The organism is Pseudomonas sp. SJZ078, from assembly GCF_007828255.1.
GTDB lineage: Bacteria > Pseudomonadota > Gammaproteobacteria > Pseudomonadales > Pseudomonadaceae > Aquipseudomonas.
This window is the reverse complement of the sequence record NZ_VIUG01000003.1, coordinates 306,060-325,521: the sequence shown is the minus strand read 5'-3', so window position 1 is coordinate 325,521 and position 19,462 is coordinate 306,060. Positions and strand designations below refer to the sequence as shown.

At 62.4% G+C, this 19,462-nt stretch carries 16 protein-coding genes and 1 other RNA gene; 9 read left to right on the top strand and 8 right to left on the bottom strand.

All coding sequences use genetic code 11. The annotated features are described in order from the left end of the window. The first annotated feature begins 117 nt into the window (after window positions 1-117). From ligA to FBY02_RS05280, 4 genes are all read left to right on the top strand, one after another. The gene (gene ligA / locus FBY02_RS05295) at window positions 118-2,475 is read left to right on the top strand and encodes an NAD-dependent DNA ligase LigA (RefSeq protein WP_144924266.1); all 2,358 of its coding nucleotides are present in this window, start codon (window positions 118-120) and stop codon (window positions 2,473-2,475) included. 130 nt (window positions 2,476-2,605) lie between these two features. After that, complete coding sequence (locus FBY02_RS05290) at window positions 2,606-3,766, top strand: putative zinc-binding metallopeptidase (RefSeq protein WP_144924263.1); 1,161 nt, start codon at window positions 2,606-2,608, stop codon at window positions 3,764-3,766. A gap of 291 nt (window positions 3,767-4,057) precedes the next feature. After that, window positions 4,058-4,154, top strand: an RNA gene (gene ffs, locus FBY02_RS05285) — signal recognition particle sRNA small type. Between the two features lie 193 nt (window positions 4,155-4,347). After that, window positions 4,348-5,001 carry a Pr6Pr family membrane protein gene (locus tag FBY02_RS05280; protein ID WP_144924258.1) on the top strand — a complete coding sequence of 218 codons (654 nt, stop codon included), beginning with the start codon at window positions 4,348-4,350 and terminating at the stop codon, window positions 4,999-5,001. A gap of 82 nt (window positions 5,002-5,083) precedes the next feature. Here the strand turns inward: FBY02_RS05280 and FBY02_RS05275 are convergent, their stop codons facing one another. Continuing rightward, window positions 5,084-5,398: a helix-turn-helix domain-containing protein gene (locus FBY02_RS05275; RefSeq protein WP_144924255.1), complete on the bottom strand. Its 315-nt coding sequence runs from the start codon at window positions 5,396-5,398 to the stop codon at window positions 5,084-5,086. Window positions 5,399-5,736: 338 nt separating this feature from the next. Between FBY02_RS05275 and FBY02_RS05270 the strand changes: the two genes are divergently transcribed. After that, window positions 5,737-7,476: a bifunctional diguanylate cyclase/phosphodiesterase gene (locus FBY02_RS05270; protein WP_144924252.1), complete on the top strand. Its 1,740-nt coding sequence runs from the start codon at window positions 5,737-5,739 to the stop codon at window positions 7,474-7,476. Here FBY02_RS05270 and FBY02_RS05265 read toward each other — a convergent pair. Beyond that, window positions 7,428-8,195: an ABC transporter substrate-binding protein gene (locus FBY02_RS05265; protein ID WP_144924249.1), complete on the bottom strand. Its 768-nt coding sequence runs from the start codon at window positions 8,193-8,195 to the stop codon at window positions 7,428-7,430. The two genes, FBY02_RS05270 and FBY02_RS05265, sit on opposite strands and share 49 nt — an antisense overlap. 142 nt (window positions 8,196-8,337) lie before the next feature. On the opposite strand from FBY02_RS05265, the gene dnaX reads away from it, so the two are divergent. The 4 genes from dnaX (at window position 8,338) to recR (ending at window position 12,770) form a co-directional block, all read left to right on the top strand. Next, window positions 8,338-10,392 carry a DNA polymerase III subunit gamma/tau gene (dnaX, locus tag FBY02_RS05260; protein WP_144924246.1) on the top strand — a complete coding sequence of 685 codons (2,055 nt, stop codon included), beginning with the start codon at window positions 8,338-8,340 and terminating at the stop codon, window positions 10,390-10,392. Window positions 10,393-10,456: 64 nt separating this feature from the next. Continuing rightward, window positions 10,457-10,795: a YbaB/EbfC family nucleoid-associated protein gene (locus tag FBY02_RS05255; protein WP_003183512.1), complete on the top strand. Its 339-nt coding sequence runs from the start codon at window positions 10,457-10,459 to the stop codon at window positions 10,793-10,795. A gap of 271 nt (window positions 10,796-11,066) precedes the next feature. After that, entirely contained in the window at window positions 11,067-12,101 is a 1,035-nt protein-coding gene (locus FBY02_RS05245) for an NADP-dependent oxidoreductase (RefSeq protein WP_144924240.1), read from the top strand. 66 nt (window positions 12,102-12,167) lie between these two features. Next, window positions 12,168-12,770: a recombination mediator RecR gene (recR, locus tag FBY02_RS05240; RefSeq protein ID WP_144924237.1), complete on the top strand. Its 603-nt coding sequence runs from the start codon at window positions 12,168-12,170 to the stop codon at window positions 12,768-12,770. A 259-nt stretch (window positions 12,771-13,029) separates the two neighbouring features. On the opposite strand, the gene FBY02_RS05235 is transcribed toward recR, so the two are convergent. The 6 genes from FBY02_RS05235 to FBY02_RS05210 form a co-directional block, all read right to left on the bottom strand. Beyond that, a complete protein-coding gene (locus FBY02_RS05235) occupies window positions 13,030-13,578 on the bottom strand; it encodes an adenine phosphoribosyltransferase (RefSeq protein WP_144924233.1) in 549 nt (182 codons plus the stop codon). A gap of 76 nt (window positions 13,579-13,654) precedes the next feature. Further along, window positions 13,655-14,389 carry a fumarate/nitrate reduction transcriptional regulator Fnr gene (fnr, locus tag FBY02_RS05230; protein WP_144924230.1) on the bottom strand — a complete coding sequence of 245 codons (735 nt, stop codon included), beginning with the start codon at window positions 14,387-14,389 and terminating at the stop codon, window positions 13,655-13,657. A 94-nt stretch (window positions 14,390-14,483) separates the two neighbouring features. Then, entirely contained in the window at window positions 14,484-15,866 is a 1,383-nt protein-coding gene (gene hemN / locus FBY02_RS05225; protein WP_144924227.1) for an oxygen-independent coproporphyrinogen III oxidase, read from the bottom strand. Between the two features lie 216 nt (window positions 15,867-16,082). Beyond that, window positions 16,083-16,766 (bottom strand): sulfite exporter TauE/SafE family protein, encoded by a 684-nt coding sequence (locus tag FBY02_RS05220; protein WP_144924224.1) that lies wholly within the window; start codon window positions 16,764-16,766, stop codon window positions 16,083-16,085. Continuing rightward, window positions 16,759-16,977 (bottom strand): cbb3-type cytochrome oxidase assembly protein CcoS, encoded by a 219-nt coding sequence (ccoS, locus tag FBY02_RS05215; RefSeq protein ID WP_144924221.1) that lies wholly within the window; start codon window positions 16,975-16,977, stop codon window positions 16,759-16,761. The genes FBY02_RS05220 and ccoS overlap by 8 nt, the downstream gene beginning before the upstream one ends. Before the next feature lie 25 nt (window positions 16,978-17,002). Beyond that, window positions 17,003-19,453: a heavy metal translocating P-type ATPase gene (locus FBY02_RS05210; protein ID WP_144924218.1), complete on the bottom strand. Its 2,451-nt coding sequence runs from the start codon at window positions 19,451-19,453 to the stop codon at window positions 17,003-17,005. Between the last annotated feature and the right edge of the window lie 9 nt (window positions 19,454-19,462).

The window sequence follows — 19,462 nt, the reverse complement described above, 5'->3', positions numbered from 1 at the left end:
GGCGAGGCGCTTTGTGGCGAGGGGATAAATCCCCTCGCCACAGGCTCTTTGCCTAGCGTGCTTGACTGATTGAAATGAGCAGCCTCGGCTGCTCTTTTGCTTTATGAGAGAACACCCATGAATGCCGTCGAAACCCGTATCCTAGAGCTGCGCAGCGAACTGGATCAGCACAACTACCGCTATCACGTCCTCGATGAGCCCACCATCCCGGACGCCGAGTACGACCGCCTGTTCCACGAGCTCAAGGCCCTGGAAGAGCAGCACCCGGAGTTGGTGACCAGTGATTCTCCGACCCAGCGGGTCGGTAGCGTGGCGCTTTCGGCGTTCAGCCAGGTCCGTCACGCGATTCCGATGCTCAGCCTGGGCAACGCTTTCGACGAAACCACCATGCGTGAGTTCGACCGTCGGGTGACCGAGGGCCTCGATCTGCCGGTGGGCGACCTGCTGGGCGGCGGCGCGGCGGTGGAATACAGCTGCGAGCCGAAACTCGATGGCCTGGCGGTCAGCCTGTTGTACCAGGACGGTTTGTTGGTCCGCGGTGCTACCCGTGGCGACGGCACGACCGGCGAAGACATCAGTGTCAACGTGCGTACCGTGCGCAACATTCCCCTCAAGCTGCAGGGCAGCGGCTGGCCAGCCGTGCTGGAAGTGCGCGGCGAGGTGTACATGTCCAAGGCCGGTTTCGAACGTCTCAACGCCACGCAGTTGGAGGCCGGCGGCAAGACCTTCGCCAACCCGCGCAACGCGGCGGCCGGGAGCCTGCGACAGCTCGACTCCAAAATCACCGCCAACCGCCCGCTGGAGTTCTGCTGCTATGGCATTGGCCAGGTGACGGCGGACATTGCCGATACCCACATTGGCAATCTCAAGCAGCTCAAGGCCTGGGGCATGCCCATCAGCCGCGAACTGAAACTGGCCCATGGCATTGACGAATGCCTGGATTATTACCGGGACATCGGCGAACGACGCAACGCGTTGCCCTATGAAATCGACGGCGTCGTGTTCAAGGTCAACAGCATTGCTTCCCAGCGTGAACTCGGCTTCCGCGCTCGCGAGCCGCGCTGGGCCATCGCTCATAAATTCCCGGCCAGCGAGGAGCTCACCGAGCTGCTTGACGTCGAGTTCCAGGTCGGCCGTACCGGGGCGGTGACGCCTGTTGCGCGGCTCAAGCCGGTCAAGGTGGCCGGCGTGACCGTGGCCAATGCCACGTTGCACAACATGGACGAAGTGGCGCGCCTGGGGTTGATGATCGGCGACACAGTGATCATCCGTCGCGCCGGGGACGTGATTCCGCAGGTGGTGCAAGTCGTCACCGAGCGCCGCCCGGAAAATGCCCGCCCCGTGGAAGTGCCCCAACAGTGCCCGGTGTGTGGCTCCCATGTGGAGCGCACGCAACTGATCAAGCGCAGCAAGGGGCGTGAAACCGTCAGCGAGGGCGCGGTGTATCGCTGCGTCGGGCGCCTGGCCTGCGGGGCGCAGCTCAAGCAGGCGATCATTCACTTCGTCTCGCGCCGGGCCATGGACATCGAAGGGCTCGGAGAAAAGAGCATCGAGCAATTGGTGGACGAGGGCCTGGTGGGTTCGCCTGCCGATCTGTATGCCCTGACCTTCGAACAAGTGGTCGACCTGGAAGGCTTCGCCGAACTGTCGAGCCGCAAGTTGCTGGCGGCCATCGTCGACAGCAAGAAGCCCAGCCTGGCGCGCTTCATTTACGCCCTCGGCATCCCTGATGTCGGCGAGGAAACCGCCAAGGTCCTGGCGCGCTCCCTCGGCTCGCTGGAGCGCGTGCAGGCGGCGTTGCCCCAGGTGCTCACCTATCTGCCGGACGTGGGCCTGGAAGTGGCGCATGAGATCCACAGCTTCTTCGAGGACCCGCACAACCGCCAAGTGATCACGGACCTGCTGCGCCATGGTCTCGATATCCGGGACCAAGGGGAGCTGGGCGCTGAGTTTTCCGCCAGCACCACCTTGGGCGGTTTTCTCGACAAGCTGCACATCCCTTCGGTCGGACCGGGTGGTGCGCAGAAACTGGCGGACAGGTTCGGCTCCCTTGAGGCAGTGATGAACGCGGATTGGCTGGACATGCGCCAGGCCCTGCCGGAAAAGCAGGCCAACGCCGTGCGGGAATTCTTCGCCAACACCGAAAACCGCCAGCAGGCCGAGGCCGCGGAACAGCAGTTGCGGGACTTCGGCATGCACTGGCAGAGCGAGAAGAAAGTCGTCGAAGGCTTGCCCGAGGCGGGTCATACCTGGGTGCTCACCGGTTCGCTGGAACTGATGAGCCGCGACGTCGCCAAGGACAAGCTGGAGAGCCTGGGGGCCAAGGTCGCCGGTTCCGTGTCAGCGAAAACCCATTGCGTCGTGGCCGGCCCTGGCGCGGGCTCGAAGCTGACCAAGGCCAATGAGCTGGGGCTCAAAGTGCTGGACGAAGAGGCGTTCGTGGCGTTTCTCGGCAAGCATGGCATCACGGTCTAGCCCTACTTAAAGTCGGGCGCGGTCCCTGTGGCGAGGGGATAAATCCCCTCGCCACAGGGAAGGCGGGCTGAACGTTGAACGTCTCTGTCAGAAGACGATCTAGTCTTGCAGGCTCCAGGGAGAGATCGCCATGTACCGCTTCTTCGAACAGCTGAGCTCACGCATCGCCGCGCCGTTCCTGGGCGACCGTTCACGCAACAGCAAGGTCTGGCCGTGTCGCTGCGGCCAGTCGCTGTTTTTTCGCAATAGCCAGTGCCTGGCCTGCCTGGCGGTGTTGGGCTACCAGCCCGAGCAGAGTCGTCTTTCGTCCTTGCAACCCGGTGACCTGCCCGATACCTGGACCCTGGATGCCGACCCGCAAGCCGGTCTGTTCCGCCGCTGCGCCAACCTCGACACAGCGGCGGCGTGCAATTGGTTGCTGCCGGCTGGCGGTCCCGACACCTTGTGCGTCGCCTGCCGTCTGAACCGCACCATCCCTGACCTGTCGATCCCGCAGAACCCTGAACGCTGGCGCAAGGTCGAGACCGCCAAGCGCAGGCTGGTGGCGCAACTGATCACCCTCGGCCTGCCGGTCGTCCCGAAAAGCATCGACGAAGCCACAGGCCTGGCTTTCGATTTCATCGGCGTCGATCCCGACGGCAAGCCACCGACCACTGGCCATGCCAGCGGTTTGATCACCCTCGACATCAAGGAGGCCGACGACGCCCACCGTGAGGCCGTGCGCCAGCAGATGCACGAACCCTATCGCACCTTGCTCGGGCACTTTCGCCACGAGGTGGGGCATTACTACTGGGACCGACTGATTGCCGACAGTCACTGGCTCGACGCATTCCGTGGGTTGTTCGGCGATGAGCGGGCCAGCTATTCCGAGGCGCTGGAACGGCACTATCAGCAAGGGGCTCCACTGGATTGGCAAACCCGTTACGTCAGTGCCTACGCCACCATGCACCCTTGGGAAGATTGGGCTGAAACCTGGGCCCACTACCTGCACATGATGGACGCCGTGGACACGGCGCTGGGCTTCGGCATGAGCGCCCAGGACATGGACTTCGACTATCAGCCGTTTCCACCCGAGACCCTCTTCGATCCCGAGCACACCGGAGGGGCGGCATTCCTGTCGTTCGTCAACGCCTGGATCGAACTGGCCGGCATGCTCAACGAACTGTCCCGCAGCATGGGCCAACCGGATTTCTATCCGTTCGTCGTGTCGGCGGCCGTTATCACCAAACTGCATTTCATCCACCTGGTGATCCAGGAGGAGGGCGGCCGGGCGGATGAGGTGTTGCTGTAATGATGGGGCTTCCCGGATTGGCCGCTCACTCAGCCCACCACGATCCACTGTGGGAGCGAGCCTGCTCGCGATAGCGGCAGCTCATTCAGCCCTCATGCAGGCTGACCCACCGCTATCGCGAGCAGGCTCGCTCCCACAGGGTTCTTCGGGGCGCTGCCGAAATCATCCCCACCCCCATAGCAAGTGCTTGAACAACTTCGCTTTTTTAATCCGCTGCGAACGGTTGTAACTTCCAGTCAGATAGGTACAATGGCGCGGCTCGCCGTCAGGCGGGCGTCGTTATGGTGACCCCATCGGTCCCCCCGCAACGATTACCCGTGAACCTGGTCAGATCCGGAAGGAAGCAGCCACAGCGGGAACATTGTGTGCCGGGGTGTGGCTGGTGGGGTTGCCTCCATAACGCCCCAGGCCTTCGTTCGCAAGGCTTGTCAGATTTCCTCTTATCTTTCTTGTCCTGATCGAATTCGGTCGATGCCTTCTGCTGTCCGCATTATTACCGTTGATCGGCACTGTCATTTCTGACAGTAGAATTACTTGTCATGCCTTTCTAGGGTTCGTGTAACCGACCGGAGGGCAACGTGATGAACAACGACACGGTGTTGACGCAAAGCAGAGGGGCGACTGCCGTGAAGGTCGCGGCGGCGCTGGGATGGTTTGCATTGCTTCTCCAGCTTTACCTGATCCTGACCTCACGCTGGCAGGCCGAGAAGAGCCTGGTAGGCGGCGTGGAGATCTTTTTCAGCTACTTCACGGTGCTGACCAATATTCTGGTGGCGATCGTGCTGACCTGCGCGGCGACGACAGGCGACTCGGCGCTGCGGCGTTTCTTTCTCCGGCCCTCGACCCAAACGGGGGTGGCGGCTGCCATCGTGCTGGTCGGGCTGGCGTACAACCTGCTGCTACGCCAGACCTGGAACCCTCAAGGCTGGCAGTGGGTAGCGGATGAACTGCTGCACGACGTGATGCCGGTGCTGTTCATGATCTATTGGTGGTTCTGCGTACCGAAGGGAACCCTGCACTGGCGCAACGTGTGGACATGGTTGATCTATCCACTGGTCTATTTCATTTACGCTCTGATACGCGGCGAGATGATCGGTACTTATCCCTATCCGTTCATCGAGGTGGACAGGTTGGGTTATTCACAGGTGCTGGTCAACGCGGTGCTGGTATTGGTGGGGTTCGTGGTGATTTCACTGGTGCTGGTTGCGGTGGATCGCGCAAGGAGCGGACGCTGAAAGGATGGCTGAAAAAGCCATCCAGACCTTTCCTGCAAAGGATGTACGTCAGGCATTGGTAATCGGAGCGATCACACCCGACTCAAGGCTTGGACAGCGCCAGATCAACCGCCGCGATCAGCTTGCCCAGGTCCTTCGGCGTGGCCTTGTGTATGACGCCGAACAGGTAGGCGCGCTGTTCGTCTTCAGCGTTCATGTCGACGAAAAAGGCTTTCGGCTGCACGTCCAGTACATTGGCGAGCAGGAGCAGGGCTTCGATGCTGGGCATGTAGGTGCCGGTTTCGAAACGGCTGATGGTCTTGGGGTCAAAACCGGTTTTTTCGCCAAGTTCAGCCTGAGTCAGCCCCGCTACTTTGCGGTAGCGTCTGATGGCTGCACCCAAACTTGAAATTTGCATCGCTCAATTCCCATTTAGAATCAAGAACTTAACGATAGATTTTCGCATTAGGCAACCACGCAATCCATCACCTTGTTTTTCAAAATGTGATGTGTTTCGTAGAATCAGCGTTTGGAACGGGCATTTGGTGACCTGCTTCAGGTGCCGGAATGTGCAAAAAGAGACAGGCCGCGCGTTCATTGTCGTGGCACTGGGCAGGTGTTCTGGACGTTCAGGTGGCATCGGCGATGCCGTGTCCCCGCTTTTTCCGAGATGTTTGAGCCTAGTTGATTTTCGCCTGTCCGCAGGCGGTGCAACCGCGCGCGACAAATGAGCCTGACTCATGGATGACTGCTTCGATGGATAAGAAGTACCGCAGAGCCGTTGACGCCGCCGCGATGTTTTCCGAGACCGATGCGAGCGGGCGTATCACCTACGTCAACGACCAGTTCTGTAACCTCTTTGGCTACCGGCGCGAAGAACTGCTGGGGGCGAACCATCGCCTGCTCAATTCCGGTCATCATCCGGGGGAGTTCTTCAGTGCCATGTGGCACACCATCTCGTTGGGGCAGGTCTGGAAGGGCGATATCTGCAATCGCGCCAAGGACGGTACGTTGCGTTGGGTCGACACCACCCTGGTGCCGGTGATAGACGACGCGACGGGCCAGGTCGAGCGCTACCTGGCCATCCGTTTCGACGTCAGCGACAAGCGCCAGCAGTTGCATTCCCTGCAGTGGCGAGTCGGGCACGATGTGCTGACCGGGCTGCCCAACCGTACCTATTTGTCTGACCTGCTGGATCAGGCCCTGGCGTTTTCCCAGTCGGAAAATTTCCCCCTGGCGGTCTGCATGCTTGACCTCGATGGCTTCAAGGCGGTCAATGACGGTCACGGCCATGCCAGTGGCGATCAACTGCTGGTCGAGGTTGCGAGGCGACTGCGCAGCATCGTCCGAGGCGAAGATGTGGTTGCGCGGCTGGCGGGAGACGAGTTCGTGCTGGTGTTGCGTCATGTGCCTGGGATGGATGAGTTGCATGGGGCTTTGAACCGGGTGTTGGTTGCTGTTTCCACGCCCTATTCCATTGGCGGTAAAAGCATCAAGGTTTTCGCAAGTATCGGCGTCACGCTGTTCCCCTGGGACAACGAAAACGCCGAGACGTTGCTGCGCCATGCCGACCAGGCGATGTACATGGCCAAGCAGAGCGGTCGCAATCGTTTCCATCTGTTCGATGTATCCCGGGACAAGGAGGTGCGGGCCACCTACCAGAGCGTCGAGCGGGTTCGGCAGGCGTTGGCCGCCCATGAGCTGCGGCTGCATTTCCAACCCAAGGTCAACATGCGCAGCGGCGCCGTAGTGGGGCTCGAGGCGCTGCTGCGCTGGAAGCACCCGCAACGTGGCCTGGTGCCGCCCCGTGAGTTCCTGCCGCTGGCGGAGGAGACCGACCTGATCGTCGAGATCGGCGAGTGGGTCATGGAACAGGTCATGACTCAGCTGCAGCTGTGGCAGCAAGCGGGGCAGGGGTGGCCGGTCAGCATCAATATCTCGGCTCGGCATTTCCAGCGGGCGGACTTCGTCGAGCGGCTGCGGCAGATGCTGGGACGGCACCCGGACGTGGCGCCACGGATGCTCGACCTGCAAATCGTCGAATCCGTCGCGGTGGAAAATCTCCAGCATGTCAGCGCTTGCATGCAGGCTTGCCAGGCCTTGGGGGTGGGGTTTTCCCTGGGCGGCTTCGGGACGGGCTACTGCTCCCTCAATGACCTCAAGCATTTGCGCACCCAGACCATCAAGATCGACAAGAGCTTTATCCGCGACATTCTTGTGAACCGGGATGACCTGGCCTTGACCAAGGCCGTGATCGGTCTGGCCCAGGCGTTCGATCGGCAGGTTGTCGCCGAAGGGCTGGACAGCCTTGAGCATGGCCAATTGCTGCTGCGCCTGGGTTGTGAAATCGCCCAAGGCTACTTCATCGCCCGACCCATGCCACCGGAGCAGATACCGGGCTGGGTGACGAGGTTTGTCCCGCCGCCGCAATGGCGGCATCCGGACATTCAGGGAGAGCCGGTTTCAGCGTCGGATTCGGCGTTGCGACCGGTGTAGAGCTGGATGATCGCGTCGATCTCCCCTGATGCTTTCATGTGCTGCAAGGTGCGCAGGATGCGTTGTACCGGGATTTTCGGATCATTGCGCAGGTAGCAGCCCAACTGCTGTTCCTGAAGCACGGCCACCCCATGCAATTGATGGTCGGCGGTGTGCCGTTGGTTGAACCAGTCCAGTGCCCATTGGTTGCTCACCCCGTAGCGATAGCGACCGGCAAGCAATTTTGCCAGCACCTGTTCCTGGCTTCGTGCGTCGTCGCGCCGTAGCTGGCCACTGTCGAACAGCGGCTGCAAGGTCGGGTAGCTATAGCTGAGCACCGTGCCTATGGACTGTTGCGCCAACGTCGCCGGCGCCACTTGCGTGGGGGCACTGGCCTTGCCGACGAGCAGGTCGCGCTGGAAAAACAGCGGGACACTCCATAGGAAATCTCCCCCTTTGTCCTTTACCCAGTCGGGGCTGACATAACAGCGCACGTCGACTTCGTCGTGTCGCATGGCGCCGTCGAGCCGGGCCCGGGAGAGGACGTGGAACTCGGCCGGCATGCCCACCTGAGTCGCCAGGCTGGTCATGATATCGGGGAGTATGCCCTGGGTCGGGCGACCCCGCTCGATCTGCACCATGGGCATGGCCCAGCCGTCGGTCACAGCAAAACGCAAGGGTAGTTCGGCGGCGGAACATTCTGTCCCTAATAACAGCAAAGCCCCCATGGCCAAGCGCATAAGCTCTCCTGACGGTATAAAACGTGTCGACAACCGAGTCCTGATATCAAGCTTAGCCAGATTAGAACGGCGCACCGGATGCAATTTCGCCCCTGCTCCGCTAGCATTAGCCGCTTCTGTTCCTTCGTTGCGATGGTTTTCGATGAGTTATCAGGTTCTTGCACGTAAATGGCGTCCGCGCTCGTTCCGCGAAATGGTCGGCCAGACCCATGTGCTCAAGGCTCTGATCAACGCCTTGGACAGCCAGCGGCTGCACCACGCCTACCTGTTCACCGGGACTCGTGGCGTGGGCAAGACTACCATCGCGCGGATCATCGCCAAGTGTCTGAATTGTGAAACCGGTATCACGTCGACACCCTGCGGCGAGTGTTCGGTCTGCCAGGAAATCGACGAAGGTCGTTTCGTCGACCTGATCGAGATCGACGCCGCCAGCCGCACCAAGGTAGAGGACACCCGCGAGCTGCTCGACAATGTGCAGTACGCCCCGAGCCGTGGCCGCTTCAAGGTCTATCTGATCGACGAAGTGCACATGCTCTCCAGCCATTCCTTCAATGCGCTGCTAAAGACGCTCGAAGAGCCGCCGCCTTACGTCAAGTTCATCCTGGCGACCACCGATCCGCAGAAGCTTCCTGCAACTATTTTGTCCCGCTGTCTGCAGTTCTCCCTGAAGAACATGACGCCGGAACGGGTCGTCGAGCACCTGAGCCACGTGCTGGGTGTCGAGAATGTGCCGTTCGAAGACGATGCGCTGTGGCTGTTGGGCCGCGCCGCCGACGGTTCGATGCGTGACGCCATGAGCCTGACCGACCAGGCCATCGCCTTCGGTGAAGGCAAGGTCATGGCTGCCGATGTGCGGGCCATGCTCGGTACGCTCGATCATGGCCAGGTCTATGACGTGTTGCATGCCCTGATCGATGGTGACGCGAGGGCGTTGCTCGAAGCGGTGCGCCACCTGGCCGAACAGGGGCCGGACTGGAACGGCGTGCTGTCGGAAATCCTCAATGTATTGCACCGCGTCGCCATCGCCCAGGCCTTGCCTGACGGCGTCGACAATGGCCATGGCGACCGTGACCGCGTGCTGGCCCTGGCCCAGGCCTTGCCCGCCGAAGACGTGCAGTTCTATTACCAGATGGGCCTGATCGGTCGTCGCGACCTGCCCCTGGCCCCGGATCCGCGCGGTGGCTTCGAAATGGTGCTGCTGCGAATGCTGGCATTCCGTCCTGCCGACACGGCGGACGCGCCGAGGCAGGTGCTAAAGCCAGTGGGGATCAGCCAGGCCACAGCTGATTCCGCCAAGCCAGTGGCTGCCGCGCCTGCTGTTGCGCCGGCAGCGGCTCCCGCTCCGGCTGCGGTGGCGCCCGTCATGGAGCCGGCTCCGGCACCTGTCGCCGAGCCTGAGCCCGAGCCGCTGCCTGAGCCAGTTGCCGAAGTTATCATCGATCTGCCCTGGGACGATCCGGTCGAGCCCGAGATCGTCCAGCAGCCTGTCGTTGAGCCTGTGCTGGAAACCGTTGCCGAGCAGCCCGAGCTGCCACCGATGCCCCTGCCGACGCCCGACAGCGTGGTACCTGAGGCGCCCGAGTGGGTCGCTGCTCCGATGCCCGAGCCGACAGCCGCCGACGTCGATGTGGCCACGCCGGGCATGGACCTGGACGACGAGCCTCCGCTGGATGAGGATTACATCGAGCCGGACATGGATTCGGCCTACAGCTACCTGGACGATCTGGCGAGCGAGCACGCCGCCGAGCCGGCACCTGAGCCTGAGCCGGAGCCCGCGGCGATGCCGGCCACCGGGCTGGCCCTGCAATGGCTGGAACTGTTCCCGAAACTGCCGATCACCGGCATGACCGGTAGCATCGCCGCCAACTGCACGCTGATCGCGGTGGAAGGCGACCACTGGCTGTTGCACCTGGATCCGGCCCATAGCGCCCTGTTCAACGCGACCCAGCAGCGGCGCCTCAACGATGCGCTGAACCAGTATCATCAGCGCACCCTGACGCTGAGCATCGAACTGATCAAGCCTGAGCAGGAAACCCCGGCCCAGGCCGCGTCCCGGCGCCGTGCCGACCGTCAGCGCGAGGCCGAGGAATCGATCCACAGCGATCCGTTCATCCAGCAGATGATGCAACAGTTCGGCGCGGTGGTCCGTCACGATACTATCGAACCTGTCGAGGCCCCGGTCACCCAGGGCTCATAATTGAAGGCGCCGGGCCGAAAGGGTCGGGCGCGGTGTTTATCCAAGTACTTTCGAGGTGATTCCCATGATGAAAGGTGGCATGGCCGGCCTGATGAAGCAGGCGCAGCAAATGCAGGAAAAAATGGCCAAGATGCAGGAAGAACTGGCCAACGCCGAAGTCACCGGCAAATCCGGCGGCGACATGGTGACCGTGGTCATGACCGGTCGCCACGACATCAAGCGCGTCAGCATCGACCCGAGCGTGGTCGAAGGCCTGAGCGAAGACGACAAGGAAATGCTCGAAGCCCTGTTCGCCGCTGCCGTCAATGACGCGGTGCGCAAGATCGAAGCCAACAGCCAGGACAAAATGTCCGGCATGACCGCCGGCATGCAACTGCCGCCGGGCATGAAGCTGCCATTCTGATTCGCCATCCCGGTCGGGATGGGCTACACCCAATGCCAGGCATCGCGCCTGGCATTTTTGTTTCTGCGCCTTGGCTGTGGTGGCACAACCCACTGTGGGCGCAAAGCTTGCTCGCGATACAGGCGCCGCGATTTCTGAACGAGCGCATTAACTTCATCGCGGGCAAGCCTTGCTCCCACAGCTGCTCCCTCAGTGGACAAACATCGAACGCTACCCCCTCAAGAAGGTCTGCTCCCTATAGCCCCATTCAACGATCAAGGAGAACGCCCTCATGTCACAAGCATCGACCTCCAACCAGCGCATCGTCCTCGCTTCCCGTCCCAAGGGCGCTCCCACCGCGGAGAATTTCCGCGTTGAGCAGGTGACCCTGCCTGAGCTGACGGACGGACAGATCCTGCTCAAGACATTGTTCCTGTCCCTGGATCCCTACATGCGCGGACGCATGAGCGACGCACCTTCCTACGCTGCGCCGGTGGAAATCGATGAAGTAATGACCGGCGGAGCTGTCAGCCGCGTGGTGCGTTCGAAGCACCCGAAATTCCACGAGGGTGATCTGGTCGTCGGGATCACAGGCTGGCAGAGTCACAGCATCAGCGATGGCCGCAACGTCACCCCCATCCCATCCGGTTTGCCCAGCCCGTCGATGGCCTTGGGGGTGCTGGGCATGCCGGGCATGACCGCCTACATGGGCCTGATGGACATTGGCCAACCCAAGGCCGGGGAAACCCTGGTGGTGGCCGCCGCCTCGGGCGCCGTGGGGTCCGTGGTCGGCCAGGTGGCGAAGATCAAGGGCCTGCGGGTCGTCGGGGTGGCTGGCGGCCGCGAGAAATGCCAATACGTGGTCGATGAGTTGGGATTCGACGCCTGCATCGACCACAAGAGCGAGCACTTTGCCGAAGAGCTGGCCCGGGCGTGCGACAAAGGCATCGACATCTATTACGAAAATGTCGGCGGCAAAGTCTTCGACGCCGTGGTGCCGCTGCTCAACGCCAAGGCCCGTGTCCCGCTCTGTGGCCTGATCGCGTCCTACAACGATCAACACGCCCCGAGCGGGCCGGATCGCTTGCCGCTATTGCAGCGCACTCTATTGACCAAGCGGGTGCGCATGCAGGGGTTTATCGTGTTTGACGATTACGGTGACCGTCAGCCGGAATTCATCAGCGCGATGGCGCCGTGGGTGCGTGATGGTCGGGTCAAGTTCCGCGAAGACCTGGTCGATGGCCTGGAGAATGCGCCGCAGGCATTTATCGGGCTGCTGGAAGGACGCAACTTCGGCAAGCTGGTGGTGCGGGTGGCGCAGGATTGAGTATTTGACGCTGGTCAGAGGCGCGGGTATAAACCGCGTCTCGTTGTCATGTCGGACATTTCCTCGATGAGCTTCAGCCCTTTGATTCGCCAACTGATCGATGCCCTGCGAACCTTGCCGGGTGTGGGTCAGAAAACTGCCCAGCGCATGGCGTTGCAATTGCTCGAGCGTGATCGCAGCGGCGGTTCGCGCCTGGCCCAGGCCCTGAGCCAGGCCATGGAAGGGGTGGGGCATTGCCGTTTATGCCGGACCCTGACCGAAGACGACCTGTGCCCGCAATGTGCCGATTCGCGTCGGGACGACACGCTGCTGTGCGTCGTGGAAGGGCCGATGGACGTGTATGCGGTGGAACAGACCGGTTTCCGTGGGCGGTATTTCGTGCTCAAGGGACATCTCTCGCCCCTCGACGGCCTGGGGCCGGAGGCCATCGGCATTCCCGAGCTGATGGCGCGGATCGAAGAGGCGGGGACGTTCACCGAAGTCATCCTCGCCACCAACCCGACGGTAGAGGGCGAAGCCACCGCCCACTACATCGCCCAGTTGCTGAACAACAAAGGCCTGGTGGCCTCCCGCATCGCCCACGGCGTGCCGTTGGGTGGCGAGCTGGAGTTGGTGGACGGCGGCACGCTGGCGCATTCGTTTGCCGGGCGTAAGCCGATCGCGCTGTAACAATCGCCGAGAAGCCCTGTGGGAGCGGGCTTGCTCGCGATGGCGGCATATCGGCCATTAATCATGTGACTGACACTCCGCTATCGCGAGCAGGCTCGCTCCCACAGGGTTTGTGTTCAGCCGCAGAATACTAAAGCCACCGCCGACCTATGTGGGAGCGAGCCTGCTCGCGATGGCGGTAAGTCAGTCAGCGATAATGTGACTGATACGCCGCTTTCGTCGGATCGCCGCCCGGAGCAAGCCCGCTGCCACTGGGGCGTTATCGTTCGCTCAGGGAAAACTGTGTCAGGCAGAACGTTGGAATCCCCATGTCCTCCAATCGCTGGGAGCCCAGCAATTCCGGCAAGTCGATGATCGCCGCGGCTTCGTGGACCTTGGCGCCCATGCGGTGGATCAGGTTGGCGGCGGCGATCAGCGTGCCGCCGGTGGCGATCAGGTCATCGAACATCACCACCGAATCTCCCTCGCACAGGCTGTCGGCATGCACTTCCAGGAAGGCTTCGCCGTATTCGGTCTGGTAACCCTCGGCCAATACATCGGCCGGCAGCTTGCCTTGTTTGCGGAACAACACCAGTGGCTTGTTCAGCTGGTAAGCGAGAATCGAGCCGATCAGGAAACCCCGGGCGTCCATCGCGCCGATGTGGGTGAACTCGGCCTCGACATAGCGGTGGGCAAAGCTGTCCATCACCAACCGCAGGGCCGTAGGAGATTGGAACAGCGGCGTAATGTCGCGGAAGATCACGCCGGGTTTGGGGAAGTCGATTACGGGGCGGATCAGGGATTTGATGTCGAAGGAGTCGAAGACCATCGTCGAAGTGTCCTGGCAGGGCTGCAAACGCGGCAGTATAGCGCGGCCAGGAGAATCCCTCAGCCGCGCGCGTTCATCAGCCTTCGATCGAGCCGCCGGCCAGGGCGCAGAGCTGGATCGGGTCGAGGATGTGGATCTCCTTGCCTTCGGCGGCGATCAACTCATTTTGCTGGAAACGGGTGAACACCCGGGATACGGTCTCCACGGCCAGGCCCAGGTAGTTGCCGATTTCATTGCGTGACATGCTCAGGCGGAACTGGTTGGCCGAGAATCCACGGGCACGGAAGCGGGCGGAGAGGTTGACCAGAAAGGTCGCGATGCGTTCGTCGGCGGTTTTTTTCGAGAGCAGCAGCATCATCTGCTGATCGTCACGGATCTCCCGGCTCATCACTCGCATCAGTTGGCGGCGCAACTGCGGGAGTTGCAGCGCGAGCTCATCGAGACGGTCGAAGGGAATCTCGCACACCGACGTGGTCTCCAGTGCCTGGGCCGAGACCGGATGACTCTCGGTGTCCATGCCGGACAGTCCCACCAGCTCGCTGGGCAGGTGGAAACCGGTGAGTTGTTCCTCGCCACTGTCGCTCAGGTTGAAGGTTTTCAACGCGCCCGAGCGCACCGCATAAACGGAATCGAAGGTGTCGCCCTGGCGAAACAGGAATTCGCCTTTTTTCAACGGACGGCCCCGTTTGACGATTTCATCCAGCGCATCCATGTCCTCCAGGTTCAGTGACAATGGCAGGCAGAGAGGGGCCAGGCTGCAATCCTTGCAATGGGCCTGGCTGTGGGCGCGCAGTTTGACTGGCTCGGACATTTCTTTAATCCTTGTGGGAAAACACACATAAGACGTAAGGGTAACCTAGCTCCGGAGCCCCGGCCAGTGCGCGCTCGTCGTCAAATTGTCGCGCTCAGATGACGCGGGAGAAGCGTTGCCGGTTTTGCTGCTCCAGATAGGCATCGAACACCATGCATACCGAACGCACCAGCAGGCGCCCGGCAGGCAATACTTTTATATGGGTATTCACCAGCTCGATCAGTCCGTCCTCGGCCATGGCCTGCAATTGGGGCCACAACGCCGCGAAATAACCCTGGAAATTGATATTGAAGGCCTGCTCGATCTCGGCGAAGGCCAGGTTGAAATGGCAGATCAATTGCTGGATCACCGCCCGCCGGAGTCGGTCGTCGGCGTTGCACAGCAGTCCGCGACTGATCGCCAGTTGCCCGTCGGCAAGGATGTTCTGGTACTGGTTCAGATCGCTGCTGTTCTGGCAGTACAGGTCGCCGACCTGGCTGATGGCCGACACGCCAAGGCCGATCAGATCGCAATGCCCATGGGTGGTATAGCCTTGGAAGTTGCGTTGCAGGGTGGCCTCTTCCTGGGCGATGGCCAGGTCGTCATCGGGCAGGGCGAAGTGATCCATGCCGATGTAGCGATAACCGGCGGCGGTCAGTTGTTCGATGGTGCCTTGCAGCATCGCCAGTTTTTGCTCCGGATTCGGCAGGTCCTGGCTGTTGATGCGCCGCTGAGCCATGAAACGCTCCGGCAGGTGGGCGTAGTTGAACACCGACAGGCGGTCTGGCTGCAGGTCGATGACCTCTTCGACGGTGCGGGCGAAGTTGTCCGGAGTCTGCTTGGACAGGCCGTAGATCAGGTCGATGTTGATCGAACGGAACTGCAGGGTCCGGGCGGCTTCGATCACTGCACGGGTTTCGTCCAGGCTTTGCAGGCGGTTGACGGCGCGCTGCACGGCTGGATCGAGGTCTTGCACGCCGATGCTGACCCGGTTGAAGCCCAGTTCCCGCAGCAGACCCATGGTCGACCAGTCGGCTTCCCGGGGATCGATTTCGATGCTGTAGTCAGCGGAGTCGTCATCCAGCAGGTTGAAATGCTTGCGCAGCTTGGCCATCAACTGGCGCAACTCGTCATGGCTGAGGAAGGTCGGGGTGCCGCCCCCCAGGTGCAACTGTTCCACGCGCTGGGTCGGGTCCAGGTGGCAGCCGATCAGCTGGATTTCCTGCTCCAGGCGTTGCAGGTAGGCGTGGGCGCGACCACGGTCCTTGGTGATGACCTTGTTGCAGGCGCAGTAGTAGCAGATGTTCGCGCAGAACGGCACGTGCACATACAGCGACAGCGGTCGCATGGCCTTGCGGCTGTCACGCAGGGCGTGGAGCAGGTCGAAAGTGCCGACTTGGCTGGCAAACTGCGCCGCAGTCGGGTACGAGGTGTAGCGAGGTCCCGCTATGTCGTAGCGGCGGATCAGGTCAGAGTTCCAACGAATGGCGTCGAGCATGCGGGCGTTCCCCGAAAAGGCTGGCATGAGCGTGAGTTTAGGGGGGGGGACGCTAGGGCGTGTTGATTTGCATCAACGGGGCAAAGAACAGGCAGTCTTTGTGGGAGCGGGCTTGCTCGCGAAAGCGGTCTGCCTGTGTCGATGATGTTGGATGTACCGCCGCCTTCGCGAGCAAGCCCGCTCCCACAAAAGGGGTATGCCCACAGAAGGAGATGGTCAATGCCCCATGAGCCAATGTTGATGCGGCCCCGGCAGGGTCCAGATGCCGAAAACAATCACCAGCAGGCCGCCGGCCATGCGCACGCTGCGCTTGCGCAGCAGAGCGGTGACGCGTTCGGCCGCCAGGCCGGTGGCAAGCAGCACCGGCCAGGTGCCGAGGCCGAACGCCAACATCAGCAACGCGCTGTCCAGTGCGTTGCCCTGGCTGGCGGACCACAGCAGGGTGCTGTAGACCAGGCCGCAGGGCAACCAGCCCCACAGTGCGCCAAGCAGCAAGGCCCGGGGCAGGCTTGACACGGGCAGCAAACGGTTGGCGACCGGTTGGATATGTCGCCACAAGCCCCGGCCGACGCCTTCAATGCGGGTCAGGCCGCTCCACCATCCTGCCAGGTAGAGACCCATGGCGATCAGCAGCAACCCGGCCAGTACCCGCACGATCATCGCCGCCGGGCTGTTGGCGACCGCCCAGCCAGCCAGACCGATCAACAGCCCGGCGGTGGCATAGCTCAGGATTCGCCCCAGGTTGTACGCCAGCAACAGTCGCAAGCGCCGGCTGCGTTGTTCCTTGGGGATCGCCAGGGTGAGGGCGCCTATCAGGCCGCCGCACATGCCCAGGCAATGGCCGCCGCCCAACAGACCAAGGATCACCGCCGAAACCAGTAATGGCGCGAGTTCAAGCATGGGGCGGGGCCTTGTCGTCCGGTCGCTGGGGTTGGCCGTCGGCTTCGTCCACGGCGGCCTTGTGATTGGGGTCCTGATCGTCGAACAGGATGCTGTGGGCCGGGCCGTCGAGGTCATCGTACTGGCCGCTGTCCACGGCCCAGAAGAAAATGTACACGGCGATGGCCACGATCAGCAGCGCGGCCGGGATCATCACGTAGAGAGCTGGCATTTTCGAAACTCCAGGCCCGCGCGGCTCAGGCCGGCAGCGGGCGGATATCGGGCGTGGCGTCGAAAACCTGCAGCTTGGGCTGGCGAGTCAGCCTCAGCGCATTCAACACCACGGTCAACGAACTGATGGACATGCCGACCGCGGCCCACACCGGGGTAATCCAGCCGAGGGCGGCGAACGGCAACATGAGGCCATTGTACAGCGCCGCCCACACCAGGTTCTCGATGATCACCCGACGGGTGCGCCGGGCCAGGTCAAAAGCATGGATCAAGGCATCGAGGCGGTTGGACAGCAATACTGCGTCGGCGCTGGTTTTGGCCAGGTCGGTGGCCGAGCCCATGGCAACGCTGATGTCCGCTGCTGCCAGCACCGGCACATCGTTGACCCCGTCGCCGAGCATCAGCACCTTGCGGCCTTGCTGATGCAACTGCTGCAGCACCGCCAGTTTGTCATCCGGGCGCAGACCGCCCCGGGCCTCGTCGATGCCCAGTTCGGCGGCGACGCTGGCAACCATTGGCGAACTGTCGCCTGACAGCAGGACTGTTCGCCAGCCGCGCGCCTTGCAGGCCGCCAGCAAGGCCGGGGCGTCGGCGCGCAGGCGGTCGTCGAGGACGAACCAGGCCAAGGGCCCGCGGGTATCGCCCAGCAGCAGCCATTGGCCGGGCTCGTCCGGCATTGGCGGTGTGGCCGCACGGCTCAACTCACAGACGAAACCGGGTTGGCCGATGCGCAGGCGCTGTTCGCCCACCTGGCCTTCCAGCCCCAGTCCGGGTGTGCTCTGTACCTGTTCAGCGGCCAGCGGTGCGCGGCCAAAGGCCCGCGCGATGGGGTGTTCGGAGCGGTTTTCCAAAGCCGCGGCCAGCGCCAGGCACCGATCGCTGTCGAGGCCTGCCAGGGGACGAATGGCGCGCAAGGCCAGGCGACCTTCGGTGAGGGTGCCGGTCTTGTCGAAAATCACCGTATCGATCTGGTTCAGGCCTTCGAGCACGTGACCCCGAGTCAGCAGCAGACCGAGCTTGTGCAGGGTGCCAGTGGCGGCAGTGAGCGCGGTCGGCGTGGCGAGGGACAACGCGCAAGGACAGGTGGCGACCAGCATCGACAGGACAATCCAGAAGGCGCGGGACGCATCCAGCTGCCACCACAACAGGCCGATGGCAGCAACGGCGACCAGGGAAAACAACAGGAACCATTGGGCTGCCCGGTCGGCGACTTCCGCCAGTCGCGGCTTTTCGGCCTGGGCCCTCTCCAGCAATCGCACGATGGCGGACAATCGGGTGTCCTGGCCCAACGCCTGCACTTCGACGGTCAAGGCACCTTCGACGTTCAATGTGCCCGCGGTAACCGCATCGCCCGCCTGGCGGGGTTGCGGCAGGTATTCACCGGTCAACAGGGATTCGTCGATGCTGGACTGGCCGTCGAGGATCCTGCCGTCGGCCGGCAGCACCGACCCCGGATGCACCAGGACCCGGTCGCCGGTCCGCAATTCGCTGAGCAGGATACGTTCGCTCTGGCCGTCGCTTGCCAGGCGCAGGCACGAGGCCGGCAACAGATTGACCAGTTGCGCCGTGGCCGCAGCGGTGCGCTCCCTGGCACGTCGCTCCAGATAGCGGCCGGCCAGCAGGAACAGCGCGAACATGCCCACGGCATCGAAATACAGCTCGCCCACGCCGGTGACAGAGGTCCAGATCCCGGCGATATAGGCGCTGCCGATCGCCAGGGACACGGAAACGTCCATAGTCAGGTGGTGGGTGCGCAGGTCGCGCATCGCGCCTTTGAAGAAGGGTGCGCAGCTGTAGAAGACGATGGGGGTGGTGAGAAACAGCGCAACCCAGCGCAGGATGGTGTGCATCTCCGGGCTCAGGTCGATATTGAATTCCGGCCACGTCGCCATGGTCGCCATCATTGCCTGGAACCACAGCAGCCCGGCCACGCCCAGTTGGCGCAGAGCCAGGCGGTTTTGCGCCGCCAGTTGCTCGCTGGCCTGGTCGGCCTGGTACGGGTGGGCGACGTAGCCGATCTGGCGCAATTCGGCGAGCAGGGTGCTCAGTGGCAGTTCAGCGTCGGCCCAGCGCACTTGCAGGCGATGGTTGGACAGGTTCAACCGCGCTTCGGCCACGGCAGGCAGGTTGCGCAATTGTTTTTCGATCAACCAGCCACAGGCGGCGCAACTGATGCCTTCCATCAACAGGGTGGTCTCGGCCAACTCGCCTTCGTGACGCACGAACGACTGCTGCACGTCGGGGCGGTCGTACAACGCCAGCTCATCGGTCAGTTGGACGGGCAGGGTCTCGGGGTTGGCCGATGCTTCGCTGCGATGCTGGTAATAACTCTCCAGGCCGCCGGCGACAATCGCTTCGGCCACCGCCTGGCAACCCGGGCAGCACAGTTCGCGGGTTTCACCCAGGACAACGGCGGTGAAGCGGCTGCCGGGAGGGACGGGCAGGGCGCAGTGGTAGCAGGGCTGGGGAGTGTTCATCAGGTATTC